The 13,802-nt window shown below is 43.5% G+C and carries 11 protein-coding genes; 8 read left to right on the forward strand and 3 right to left on the reverse strand.

Annotated features, from left to right (window positions below; genetic code table 11):
* Positions 1–78: 78 nt before the first annotated feature.
* Complete coding sequence (gene ribE, locus AC805_RS17620; protein ID WP_055076598.1) at positions 79–729, reverse strand: riboflavin synthase; 651 nt, start codon at positions 727–729, stop codon at positions 79–81.
* Between the two features lie 122 nt (positions 730–851).
* Positions 852–1,586 (reverse strand): HAD family hydrolase, encoded by a 735-nt coding sequence (locus AC805_RS17625; protein WP_055076599.1) that lies wholly within the window; start codon positions 1,584–1,586, stop codon positions 852–854.
* A 170-nt stretch (positions 1,587–1,756) separates the two neighbouring features.
* On the opposite strand from AC805_RS17625, the gene AC805_RS17630 reads away from it, so the two are divergent.
* From AC805_RS17630 to AC805_RS17665, 8 genes are all read left to right on the forward strand, one after another.
* Complete coding sequence (locus AC805_RS17630; protein WP_055076600.1) at positions 1,757–3,265, forward strand: SLBB domain-containing protein; 1,509 nt, start codon at positions 1,757–1,759, stop codon at positions 3,263–3,265.
* Positions 3,266–3,727: 462 nt separating this feature from the next.
* Entirely contained in the window at positions 3,728–4,135 is a 408-nt protein-coding gene (locus AC805_RS17635) for a GPW/gp25 family protein (RefSeq protein ID WP_055076601.1), read from the forward strand.
* 346 nt (positions 4,136–4,481) lie between these two features.
* The gene (locus AC805_RS17640; protein ID WP_055076602.1) at positions 4,482–6,689 is read left to right on the forward strand and encodes a putative baseplate assembly protein; all 2,208 of its coding nucleotides are present in this window, start codon (positions 4,482–4,484) and stop codon (positions 6,687–6,689) included.
* A 29-nt stretch (positions 6,690–6,718) separates the two neighbouring features.
* Entirely contained in the window at positions 6,719–7,813 is a 1,095-nt protein-coding gene (locus AC805_RS17645) for a phage tail protein (protein ID WP_055076603.1), read from the forward strand.
* The gene (locus AC805_RS17650; RefSeq protein ID WP_055076604.1) at positions 7,810–9,261 is read left to right on the forward strand and encodes a DUF4159 domain-containing protein; all 1,452 of its coding nucleotides are present in this window, start codon (positions 7,810–7,812) and stop codon (positions 9,259–9,261) included. The genes AC805_RS17645 and AC805_RS17650 overlap by 4 nt, the downstream gene beginning before the upstream one ends.
* 78 nt (positions 9,262–9,339) lie before the next feature.
* Positions 9,340–10,710, forward strand: a complete 1,371-nt coding sequence (locus AC805_RS17655) for a cache and HAMP domain-containing protein (protein WP_055076605.1) — start codon at positions 9,340–9,342, stop codon at positions 10,708–10,710.
* Between the two features lie 23 nt (positions 10,711–10,733).
* Entirely contained in the window at positions 10,734–12,899 is a 2,166-nt protein-coding gene (locus AC805_RS17660) for a hypothetical protein (protein WP_055076606.1), read from the forward strand.
* A gap of 115 nt (positions 12,900–13,014) precedes the next feature.
* Positions 13,015–13,398: a VOC family protein gene (locus tag AC805_RS17665; protein ID WP_055076607.1), complete on the forward strand. Its 384-nt coding sequence runs from the start codon at positions 13,015–13,017 to the stop codon at positions 13,396–13,398.
* Between the two features lie 45 nt (positions 13,399–13,443).
* On the opposite strand, the gene AC805_RS17670 is transcribed toward AC805_RS17665, so the two are convergent.
* A complete protein-coding gene (locus tag AC805_RS17670) occupies positions 13,444–13,689 on the reverse strand; it encodes a hypothetical protein (RefSeq protein ID WP_055076608.1) in 246 nt (81 codons plus the stop codon).
* Positions 13,690–13,802 lie beyond the last annotated feature (113 nt).

Raw genomic sequence — 13,802 nt, forward strand, 5'->3', positions numbered from 1 at the left:
GGGCTTTGAGAAAGGGTTTGCTACGCAAACCCTTTCTCAAAGCCCATTTCAAATTATCCCGAACTCACTTTGAGATATTTATCCCCATCCATGTTCTAGCAAAAACTCTGGAGTAATTACCGATTTAGGCTGGGGTAAAGCGGAATTATTGGCTACTTTCAGAAATTTTTCGACATATTTACCCAGTAGATCGCCTTCTAAATGCACCCAACTACCGATATCTAAATCCTTTAAAGTAGTGTTTTCATAGGTATGGGGAATGACAGCAACACGAAAATTCGTACCCGATTCATTGCAATAGGAGACGGTAAGACTAATTCCGTTAATCGCAATACTGCCTTTAAATACAATGTAGCGGGCGACTTCGGGAATTGCTTCAAAGCTGAGTTCCCATGAATTACCGACGAGGATGCGATCGCTTAGTTTCCCCATACCATCAATATGTCCCGATACAAAATGCCCGCCAATTTTATCGCCCACTGCTAAAGCGGTTTCGAGGTTTACATATTTCAAACGGCGATCGCCAAAGTTAGTGCGACCGAGAGTTTCGGGCGAAACATCGGCAACAAAATTGGTAGCAGAAACTTGAGTTGCCGTCAGACAGACCCCATTCACCGCGACGCTATCACCGATCGCAATTTTACCGACGAGATCGGGACAATAGATCACCAAGCGATCGCGATCGCGATGTTCGATGATACCGATGGTTTGTACGAGTCCTGTAAACATTGTTAGTAGAGAAATATTAGTAGAGAAATATTAGTAGAAATAAGAGAGAGCAGTGGGTAAGACCTGCGCCTCAGGTCTATCTGGATTGGAATTAGGTAGAGAGATGCTTTGCTTATATGGGGTTAACCCAGTAAATCAGTTAACTGATTAATACTGCGTGCTGCTTGCTTTTGGGGATCGTTAGAATGGGGAACGTTAGCAATAGGGCGATCGCGATTTAGCCAAAAAGCATTAATTCCTACCGATGTCGCTCCTTGATAATCTTCACTGAAACTATCGCCAATATGCCAAGCCAAATCAGGCGATCGCTCTAGGTGATGTTTGGCAAGGGCGCTCTGGAAGATCAAGGGATCGGGCTTGGCAGCACCAACCTCCGTCGATATTGTGATGGAATAAAAGTAATCTGCTAATCCTAACTCTGATATTACGGAATAGAGACGACTGTCAAAATTGGATAGTAAGCCGAGGGAGATACCTTGCTGCTGCCAAAAATCCAAGGCGAGGAAGGTATCTTCATAAACAAACCAAGGCGCAGCCGTAGCAAAGTAAGCATAGAGACTCTGAAAAAAAGCATCAAAATCGGAAAATCTCGCAAAATCCCCTGTTTGCCTAAAGGTCTGCTCCGCAAGCGATCGCCACCATATATATTCAGCCTCAGAAATATCAGACTCATGCAAATGGGGAAAAGCCATCCTTGGAGCCGCTTGAAAACTTTGATAAAATGCACGATTAATTAATGTAGGGTCGAGCTTAACATCAAAATTCACCGCAACCTTGGCATACTGCTCACCCACACTACCATCCACCCCAAACAAAGTACCTACTGCATCTATATAAATAACCTGAGGCGATCGCATTATATTTCGGGGAAATTACTGAGAAAATTACTGAGGTAAATTACGAGTTGTACTGATACAATGACAGCCAAATCTTGCAAAAACTGCCTCTAAATATTGTACAAGGGTCAGCCTATTATGGCAGATGTTCATTTTCTAAGGATGAGATGGTTGGATTAAGGAGTACTTTTATGCATATATCTCAATTTGGCAAATTAATTCTATTTACAGTCATCGCTTGTACTCCTTTACCGATTTGGGCGCAAACAACCACAAACCAAACTCCATCAACATCACCCCAGCCTCCTACTTCTAATCTCAAGCCATCGGCTCAGTTTAATCAGGCTCCCCCAAAATTAAACGTGGGCGAATCTCAGGATTCCTTTCGCTACACCCTAGGCGCGGGAGATACCATTAAGATCGATGTTTTTAATGTCCCCGAATTATCGGGAACTCAAACGATCGCTCCCGATGGAACGATTAATATCTCTTTAATTGGAGCGATTAAATTAGAGGGGTTGGGACTCGATGAAGCCACTACGTTACTCCGCGCAAAACTCGACCCTTTCCTCGTTCGTAATATCGTTAATATTTCTCTGCTCACGCCTCGCCCCCTCAATATTGCCGTCGTAGGTGAGGTAAATCGCCCAGGACCAAGATTTTTGAATTATGCTGGCACCGCATCCACGGGAGCTAGTGCGGCAACTTTAACCAGAGCGCTCGAATCCGCCGCAGGAATCACCTCAAGAGCCGATATCAGCAATATTCAAATTTCTCGTCGTGATGGCATTGCAGGCAGACGCATTATCAAGATCAACCTCCAAGATTTATTGGAAAAGGGAGATATTAGCCAAGATGTTCGCATTCTTGATGGTGATTCGATCCTCGTGCCACCTCTAGCTGAGGCAAGTGCGTCGCAGACCAGACTGGTTGGCAATTCCACCTTTTCTCCTGACACCTTCACCATTCAAGTAGCGATCGTGGGTGAGGTGAATCGAATAGGACCGCAAACCTTAGTCTACTCAAGGAGCGGAGTGCTTTCCACAGGGCTTACGGGGGCTTCGACCTCGGCGGGAACTGCCTCAGGTGGTGGGCCAGTTACCCTCAGTCGCGCGTTACAAGCTGCTAATGGCGTAACGGAAATCGCCGATATTCGCAACGTCCAAATTTCAAGACTGAATGATAAGGGACAGCGCACCATTGTTAAAGCAAACTTGCTAGACCTAATTACGAAAGCCGATCTCAGTCAGGATATTACTCTTACCGATGGCGATCTGATCACCGTTCCAAGGTTAGCAAAAACGAATCCCTCTGAATATCTACAGGTTGCTAAGGCAACATTTTCTCCGACAACGATTACCGTACAGGTCGTAGGAGAAGCTGTGCGTCCTGGAGCTTTGCAACTCAGACCCAACAGTTCGTTTACGGAAGCAATCTCCTATGCAGGTGGGCTCACCAATGACGCAGACTGGCGGGCGGTCGAGCTTTATCGCGTCAATCCCGATGGCACGATTATGCGTCGGGATCTGGTTGCCGATCTCAATTTACCGATGAGTGAAGAATCTAATCCTGGATTACGCGATCGCGATGTCATCGTCGTGCGTCCATCCTTTGGCTCTAGCTTACTGAACTCGACCACTAGATTTTTGGGCAATATCATCAATCCCTACTCTCTCATCAATAATGTGTTTAGGAAATAGGTTAGGCTCTTGCGGATGAAAAATGTCCCACTAAAGTTATCTAGCTTCGACTTCGCTCAGCTAATGTTGGCTGAGCGAATCTGGATTTTATGTCTAGCTACTTATTTAAGACAATTAGCCCATGAGAGTGCAGAAAATATTGACCTTAATCACCATCTTCCGAGACTGTCTGGCTAAATAATATCTAGTTAACTATTTTTATTAAGTTGTTATCAATTTGTTATCAATTTGTTATCAAGCTGTTAAGTACCTCAGCATAATTAAAATCCAGAGCTAAGACCAAAACTAAAAATGGCGTAGCCATTTTTAGTTTGCAAACCCTTACTAGGGTTGGTTGTTAATTCACAAAAGTGTTGTCACACTTTCATGAATTGGTATTAGATACCCGTTAGACACTAGTAAAATCTTGATCATTCTTGATCATTAATTATCAACAAATCAGCCGAACAAAGCCGAACGCATATGAGTAATTTAGGACGAGATTATTTAGGCAGGGGGATTTCCTTTCCCTTACGGATTAATGTGCAAGGTGAGTTAAAAACTGATAGTGGCGATCGCAACCTTGAGGAGTCCATCAGCACAATTCTAAACACGAAATTAGGAGAGCGGGTATATCGTCCCAATTTTGGTAGTCGTCTATCGGATCTAACCTTTGCCCCGATGAATCCCCAGACGATTTTGCTCGCCCGAATCTATGTTGAAGAAGCCTTGAACCGATGGGAGCCCCGAATTAAGGTCACAGGAGTTTATGCAGAGCCCGATCCGCTAAAAGGACGCTTAGACATGAAAATTTTATATGAGATCAAGGAAACTCATGATAGCCGCAGTATGGTTTATCCCTTCTATCTAATGCCACCTAGCGATAATTAATATTAAGTTTTTTAGCTCTATAGGTGTTTCGGGGAGGTCAGACAAACATGATAAATGGCTCAATGCTTTTAATGATGGGTGTCTCAGACATCGACGACCTCCAAATCTAAAGCTATTACACATCAAGCATTTCAGCCATTTAAGCTAAAGCCCCTCTCCGCATTACCTATTAAGCCTAGTTTTTATAGCTGCCGTCAACTTTATCAGGACATAATTTGAAACGGGCTTTGAAAATTTGCCAGCTTAACTCGAACTGACGTTAAAATAATTTGATATTTAATCCCGTAAGACAAAGATACCTAGTAAAATCTGAACAATCGCCAAGTTCACCTAAGAGCGCCGTGTAATGACGAAAGAATTTGATTTTCTGCCCAATTTACCAAAATCAGATCTTGACGATCGCACCTTTGCCGAATTGGTGAATGAATGCCTTCTCAGAATTCCTCGTTACTGTCCAGAATGGACAAACTATAACCCTAGCGATCCTGGGGTTACATTGATCGAGTTATTTGCTTGGCTCACCGATCAGATGTTGATGCGGTTTAACCAAGTACCCCGTCGCAACTATATTGCGTTTTTAGAATTACTCGGCATTCGCCTCCAGCCCCCTGCCCCAGCGCAAACCGAGGTGACTTTTTATCTAAGTGCTTCTTTGCCAGAAGTCTACACGATTCCTGCGGGGAGCGAAGTTGCAACCGTAAGGACGGAAACGGAAGAAGCAATTATCTTCAGCACCGATCGCCCCTTAGTAATTGGTAAGCCAAGAATTTTAAACCTATTAGCCGCACCTACAGCGGAGACAAATCCTGAATTTCTGCGCGATTTACTCTTAGATGTATGGACAGAGGATCGCGAGGAGGGATGGTCGGGACAAGAAATTGCGTTATTTAGCGATCCTCCTGCACCCAGTAATTGTTTTTATCTAGTTTTTGATGGCGAACAACCCATTAATGGGAACGTAATTGCGCTCAACTTAAAGGGGGAATCCGCCACTGCCACAGGAATTAATCCCAATAATCCCCCTCGTTTTTGGGAAGCATGGGATGGTCATGCATGGCAATCGGTACTGTTAAAAGAGAGTGACGATCATACTAGGGGATTTAGTTTTAGTGAGCTAGCCGAAGCAGGGATTAATCCCTTGCAGGGAGCCGAGGTAGTTTTTCATCTCCCCATAACATGGGAGGTAGCCCAGTTTTCTACCTATCGAGGTCGATGGTTACGCTGTAGCTACGTCGAGCCAATTGGTAACCAAGCAGGTTACAGCCGATCGCCTAGAATTATTGGGATGGGGGCAAGAGCGATCGGTGGCACTGTCAAAGCGACTCAATGTCATGCCCTAATGAATGAAGTTTTAGGCGAAAGTAATGGTAAATCAGGACAAGTCTTTCAGCTATTACATAGCCCCATCTTGCCCCGTCAAGATGATGAATATTTGCTGATCACTCCCCCCGTAGGATTACCCCAAATCTGGCAGGAAGTTGAAGACTTTTCGGAATCTACCGCTAACGATCTGCATTATGTCATCGATTCCACGTCAGGCAACGTGCAATTTGGTCCCTTTGTCCAACCACCCAGCTATCAAAGCCAGCACACCTTACAACGATTGCGCATTCAGGGGGAACCCATGCAAAGGGTGATACCTGAAGCCCAAAAAGCAAGCGCAGCTATCAAAACCACTGGCACTCAGTATGGCGCAGTCCCCCCCAAAGGCGCAATTATTCAAATGGTGAAATATCGCACGGGGGGAGGCTTTCGCGGCAATGTCCAGCGCGGCAGTTTACGGATCGCTAAAAGTGCGATTCCCTACGTAGCGAGTTTAACCAATCACATTTCCGCCAGTAATGGAGCCGATGCCGAATCCCTTGATGATGTTGCCGTAAGAGTACCAAAGATGCTCCGTACTCGCGATCGCGCCATCACCCAAACAGATTTTGAATATCTGACCCTGCTCGCAGGCGATGGCGGTGTCGCCCGTGTCATGTGCGCCCCCACCCGCAAAAAAGAAGACGCAGGCATGGTCAAGCTACTAGTAGTACCGAAGGTACTTACCGAAAGTATTGATCAAGGGCAAGGGATTGCCCCCGATCGGTTTATTTTGAAAGAACCCTTAAGAGATCGCGTCTTAAACTATCTCGATGAGCGCAAAATGTTAGGAGTCCAGATTCAACTGGAACAGCCTGAGTATGTGGGGGTATGCGTGCAAACGGAAGTCGCCCTCGAAACAGCCTATAGCAACCCACAGGTACAGCAGGACATTATCCAGAAGCTCAAGGTAATGCTCTACCGATTTCTCAACCCAATCACAGGTGGAGTCAACGGCGAGGGATGGGAGTTTGGTCGTCCTGTCTATCCTTCGGACATCGTCAAACTATTACAAAATTTTCAAGGGGTACGTTTTTTGGGTACAGTACAACTATTCGAGTTGCGTTACGAAAATGGCGAATGGATCAGAAGACTTGCACCCCAACCCACAATCGACCCTGGCGCTTTGGGTTTGATTTGCTCTTGGCGCAGTCCGAGACTGCGTTCTAGCCATGTCATTAATATCGTCTAGTAATTTTTAAGGCAGTATTAAACCCTCCTATGACCCCAAAAAGCAAACTGCAAGCGCTAAGCATCCGCCTAACATCAATGAAGCACCCTGATGCCAATGCCGAGTCATTGGCTAGTGCGGATAATTTGGTCAACTCGCAGAGCCATCGTTCGTCATCAAATTCGTCATCAAATTCGTCATCAAATATCGTCAATAATCAGCGATCGCCCAATAATTGCAAACTCCTCATCCACCCTAACGAACCTAGCGAAATTCTCGTTCATCTCAAGAATTCCAGCAACCGAACACTCTTAACAAATTTGCGCGTGGAGGGAGACTTTCCCAGTCAATGGCTCCAAATTGGGATGGAAGGAAACGAGCTGCCTCCCTATGCCGAAATGGAGGCTGTACTTTATTTTCAAATTCCTGCTGATTTTTTTGAGAATCAAAAAGCGATCGTTAACAATCAACCTCTCACTATTAACTACAACGGACAGTTACAAATCTATGGAGGCTATGCAAGCGCTAACTCCGAAACATCTCCAAAATTAGAACTATTTGATATTGCCTCTTTTCAACTTTATGTCCGCCCGCCCAGTCTATACCTCGATTTCTTACCCGATGCTTATCGTGAGGTTGACTTTGTTGGTCGCCTATTAAAAATTTTTGAGGAATGTCTAGAACCTGATGTCCAGATCTTAGATGCGCTTTGGGCCTATCTCGATCCCATGCTAGCACCTGAAACAATGTTACCGTTTCTTGCCCATTGGGTAGGGTGGGAAGATACCTCTTCCCTCGGTATTGAGCGTCAGCGGTTCCTGATCAAAAAAGCGATCCAGATCTATCGTTGGCGCGGAACGCGCCGAGGATTGCGCTTCTATATTCATCTATTCACGGGAATCCCCCTCGACGATCACCTACCTGAAGCCGAAAAGCATATTAGCATTTTTGAAATTAGCGGGCGAGGCTTTGTCCTCGGTGAGGCAATCATTGGTCAAAATGCATCAACAGGAGGCGGGAGACCGTTTCATTTTGTGGTCAGAATTCGTAACGATTTACAAAATCGACTTGATTTGCCCCTGATTCATCGGATTATCGAACGTGAAAAACCTGTTGTCTGCACCTACGAGCTAGAAACTATATGAACGACTTTCCCTATCCTGAAATCCAGCCCTTTGAGCGGTTACAAGTATCTGACGGCTTGATGATTAACAGCCAGCGTTGGCGACTCGCCCATGAATATCACCAGCATCGCCAAAATGTACTGTATCAGTCCCTGTTTTTACCTGGAATTATCTGTGGCTTGGGGGTTGCCCCCATTGAAGCCCCTCAAGACCTGCCCGCCCAATTTCGCGATGGTCGTTGGGTACAGATCCAACCTGGGCTAGCCATCGATCTACAAGGCAACTTCATTGTTGTACCCACCCCCATCAACTTTCGGATCGCCACGATCGCTTACAACGGGACAATCGAAATGGTTTATCTAGTGCTGAGCTATGTCGATCCCACGAAACTAAGACAAACCAATAGCAATGAGATCCTTGTCGAGACCTTTCGCATCAATGAAAAGACTGACTTGCCCCTGAGTACAGACATTGAGATCTGCCGTCTTGCGATCGCTGAAGGCAAATTAGAAATCCAAAAACCTGTAGATGTCTTTGCTCCTAAAGCATGTCAACTGGATATGCGCTATCGCTTAGCAGCGCAAATTCGCCCACAAAACTCAATCCGCATCGCCTGTCTCCAATCTCAACTAGGTCAGTCCCCCCCTATTCAACAAAGCTTCCATTTTCTCGGCAGAGCCATGTCTAGTCTCGCTCCTAGCCTTTCTATAATTGAGCCGATCGCCAATTTAGATATTCATGCCGAACTAACGATCGATCATCTCAGTCCCTATCCGCTCATCTATCTGACTAACGATCAAGCCACGGAGATCAATGATTCAACCGAACTGGCTTTACGAGAATATATCGCCAAGGGGGGATTAATTCTGATCGAAGCTGCAATCCACCAGACAAAGTTAGAAAATCTATTGGAAATTCAGCAAGAACTCCAAACTGCCCATCATAATTTGCTTAAAAACAGCCAATCTAATACTCAACAGGCCGATCGAGCGCTAATTCAAGCAGAGCTTCAGTCAGAGTTAGAAGCGATCGAGATCGAAACAAATAACACAATTCAAGACTTGCTTAACACATTTAGTAGTCATATCCCAATAGAAACGCCAATGCAGCCTTTTTCTGACTTAGCGCCCGATCATCCTCTACGCAGTCAACCCTTTTTATTTTCCCACCTATCGGCGATCGCCAATTCTCCGATGCAAATACTCACTAATGGTAGTGTCATTATTTTGTTAGGTGAATTATCACGGGTCTGGAGCGGACAGTCCGATCTATTCCTACCAAGAGAAAGTATTCGGAACTGTCAGGAATTAGGCATTAACATTCTTAACTATGCAGCTCAACGCTATGGTATCTACCAGTCCATGCAGGTCAATGCGCAATATCAGAGCAAAACCCCTCTTCCCGATGAAAGCGATCAACGTCGAATTACAAATATGGTTGATAAACTTGTGGTTGATAAACTTGCATAAAACATCTAACAGGTATTCACAAATAGAAATAAATAGCAATACAAATAGAAATTCACAAGAAACCACAGGGATCCCTATATGTTTTCAATCCAAAATGTTATTCAGATCGTACTCACCATGCAAATTACCGTAGCAGTGGGAGTCACAAGCTGGGTTTCCTTTCAAGGCAGCGAACGGGCAGTACAAAAACTAACTCTCCAACTATGTGAAAACCTAAACTACCGAGTCGAACAGGAAATCAAGAGCTATTTGCAAGAATCAATTCAGATCAATCAAGCCGTGACCATCGCTCTTAGTAATGGAACAATCAATCCTGATAATATCAGCCAAGTACAGCAGAATATATTTGATAAGGCTAGGGAACTAAACATAAAAAACATCCTATTTTATGGCAATGAAAATGGGACAATGGTTGGCATAGAACGCATGGGAGACTCAAAGTTCCTTCTCCGCATTCGCGAGGATAGCAATAGTCCTAACCGTCCTACCTACGAACTCAATAGTAATGGAGTGAGAGGGAAAATGATCATGAATGAAATCTATGACCATCGCGATCGCCCTTGGTATATGGGAGCTAAGGAAGCAGGCAAAGCTATCTGGAGTCCAGTTTTTGTAAGTACAACTGATGGCGAACTAACAACGACCAGAGCTACACCAATTTACAAAAATAGTGGTGAGTTTCAGGGGGTAGTAGGCATTAATGTCTCGCTCAATCAAATCAAGCAATTTATGCTGCACACCCGTCCTACGGATCAATGGAATGTATTCTTAGTAGAAAGTAATGGAAGCCTAATGGCATCTACATCTGAATCACCAATATTTGAAAAAGATGGAAATGTTATCAAACGATTTGAAGCTTCTAAAAGCAAAGACATTAAACTCCAAAGTGCTGGGCTAGCAATTCAAAAAAGGTTTGGAGGGTTCGATAAAATTCAAGATTCCCAAGTCGTAGAATTTGATTTTAACGGTCAAACCTATATTGTGAGTACGCATAAGTTAAGTAAAACAGTGGAATTGGATTGGACAGTGGGGATCATCGTTCCCAAGGCAATTTTTATGCAATATATCGATGCCAACAATCGAGCTACGATCATGATTACCGTTGTGATGTTGAGCGTAAATATCCTCATTGGCTTGGCAGTTTCCGCATGGCTATTGCGTCCGATTAAAAACTTAATGACTGCCGCTAAGGAAATTGAAGAAGAATCTTTTAACTCCGACAAATTAGAATCCGTAGCGCATCGTAAGGATGAGATCGGGCAAATGGCAAGGGTATTCCAAGAAATGGGCAGTACCATTGTCGAACGCCAAAATGGGATGAAAACCCAACTCAAGCAGCTTAGAGAAGAAAAGGATGAAGCGAAAAAAGCCGCGATCGCTTCACAAATGGGACAAAATAATTCTATACAATCAATCCTGAGCCGTTCTCGAGCTGCTCGTGGCAAATAAGATAACAGGAGAAACATACAGCGATGTCAGTAAATCAGATCGGTTTAGAAATACCCAAAAAGGAACTAAATTTCAAAATTGGTTCGGAGAAGAATTCATTCCCTGTAGTTGTTATTAATAACAGCAATCAATTCTCCAGTTTTCAAATTGAATTAATTGCCGCTGGAGCAGATATTCAAGGTGCTGACTATGAGTGGTATACAATTTCCCCTGACGTAAGTGTCAAAATCCCTCCAGGAGATTTAGTGGAGTTCGTGGTTTCAATTATTGAGCCACCAATCTCAGGTTTCTCAGGGATTATGAATATTACCGTTCGGGCATTCTCCATTGAATTGCGCGAAGAGAATCGCGAAGTACTCCGCGTTAATATCCAAGAAAGCTCAAGGGGATCTGTTTTAAAAGCAGAAATACCTACCCAGAAGATCCAAGCAATACCTCTAGACAATCTAGAAATCACGGTTTTGATTGGTAATCCCAGTCAACAAAATACTAATGTGACCTTAAGATGCCTTGGTTTACCCGATACATGGTTTACCACAGGAAACATGCAACAGTTTACGGTCAAAGGTGGATCGCAATATATAGCAACATTTGTATGTACTTTACCCTTCGATCTCGATGCGATCGCTAAATCCTATGAATTTACGATCGACATTAGCCATACAAATGGATTGCCATCTCAATTAAAATCTAGCTTAGATGTATTACCTAAAGGATCCCTAGCAGTCATTTGTTCGCCAAAAGCGCAGACCATTCCCGCAAGGCGATCGTGGAAGTTATGGTGGAAATTATGGGCTTCCTCTCCAGCTAGATTTGACTTAATTGCCGACAATGCCAGCAATCTTCCCCAAAAAATAGATTTTGAGCTGGAAAACGTGCGTTCCAGCGATTATACAGATTTTACCTTTGAAGTATCGCCCAACGATATCGAAATCCCCCCGTTTAGCCAACGTGATTTCACACTACAAATTGATAAGGCACGCCCTTGGCTAGGGAGAGAGAAACGATTAAACTTACTAATCAAAGCAAATTGGCAAGATATCAGGGTAAATACGATTGACGAAGTACAACCCATCGAAGTTATCGTTAAACCCATAGTTCCGCTTGCGCCCCTAATCCTACTCTCGATCATTTTTCTCGTGATCCTGTGGTGGTTTTCTCCCTTCAATCCAATTAATCCCTTTCCTCCCCATAAAAATACTGTCACCTCTGTCCAATATGATGGTGCTGGTATTCATGCTATTAGTGGCTCTAATGATCGAACGATTCAAACTTGGGATGTATCGGGTTTTGAGAATCCTTTTGTAAACCAAAATTTAGGGATTTTAACGGAAGCCCAAAAAGCCATTCGGACTGTGAGATATCGACCTGTCAACAATGATTTAATTGCCGCAGGATTGGAAAATGGCGAAATTCAGATCTTGGACGCTCAAGGACAAAAGAAACAGCCGATCGCCACATTCATCTATCAAACTGACGATCGCGTTTTTGGGCTAGATTACACGCTGGATTCGCGGAATTTATTTAGCGGTCATGGGAGTGGAAATTTGCTGCGATGGGATCTCCAAAATCTATTTACAAATCCACCAAACCAGCCCAGCCAAATTAAAAAGTTTGACTTTGCTATCAATGCGATCGCCCTAGTTGGCAAGGATGACAGCACCTTAGCGATCGCTGGTCGATATAATCAATTAGTGCTTTGGAATTGGGTCACCAACACTGTCAAACCAATTACCTATCCCAATGTCGGCGGACAAGATGACTACATTCAAAGTATTGCCGTACCCAACAATCAACGAAATTTCTTAGCAACAGCGGACAATCAAGGATTTATTTCAATTTGGGATCTCAACACCTGCTTACAAAGCGATCGTCCCTGCCAAATAATTGAAGGTTGGAAAGATGCCCACAATGGCAAACCTGTACGCTCAATCGCATTTAGTGCAGAGGGTTGCTATTTAGTCAGTGGAGGAGACGATGGAGAAACTAAACTATGGACTTTAACACCGCGAGGAAAACGTACTGGCGATCTTAAAGGCAAAGTCTTAGGAACAAATAGCTATGCTGTGAGTGCCGTTGATGCCCACTTAAATGCTCAAGATATCTTAGCCATCAGTGGAACAACCGAAGGAAGGGTATTTAGTCACAAAACAGAACGGCAATTCAGACTGGGATGCGATCAAAAATAATCGTTATCGATAATTACGCCCAAAGCGAGAATCATTGCCTAGAAAGACAACATATTCTAACTCCCAAGTTTTACTTTTACTATCTAGAGAAAAACCTAATCATCAATAAAATCCCATGAAAACAGCCAAAATCCACCATATAGCCATTATTTGTTCTAATTATGAAAAATCTAAAGACTTTTACACAAAAAAACTTGGTTTTGCAATAATTAGAGAAACCTTCAGAGAACAAAGAAATTCCTATAAGCTAGACCTAAGAGTAGGAACCAACGATGCGATCGAGCTTTTTTCTTTTCCTTCTCCTGCACCAAGAGCGAACCCTGAAAACTGTGGATTAAGACATCTAGCTTTTGAAGTAGAAAATATAGAAGAAACCGTTGCCTATTTGGAAATGCATGGGATCGAGGTTGAAACCATAAGAACTGATGAATTAACAGACAAACGTTTTACTTTTTTTAAAGATCCCGACGGTCTGCCTCTAGAAATCTACGAGCAATAAAAATTCCAAATATGAGTGAAGGCACAAAGCGTCGCCCATCACCAGCTATTTCGTAATAGTGGAATTCTTACTATTATCTTCAACATATTTTTGGGTTACCTTAGCACTTAGAATGCCTAAAATAATACCCACAACAGAGGGATCTGGCGTAAATGGTTGATTCCTAATAATATGGGAAATCCAATCTCCACAGAAGCATAGAATAACTAACCATGTCTGGGCTCTGATGGAAGAAAATTCACCATCTCTACCTGTTAAAAACTGGGATATCTTTGGATTGTCATCGGACATTTTTTTTTACCAGTTAGGTGGTTGAAATTAAACTGATTACAGAAAATCATAATCAAAACCTAAGGAGAGAAAGTTTAAGTAAACTTAAAACCTAGAAGAGCGTACCGCCCGCT

Source organism: Pseudanabaena sp. 'Roaring Creek' (assembly GCF_001402795.1).
GTDB lineage: Bacteria > Cyanobacteriota > Cyanobacteriia > Pseudanabaenales > Pseudanabaenaceae > Pseudanabaena.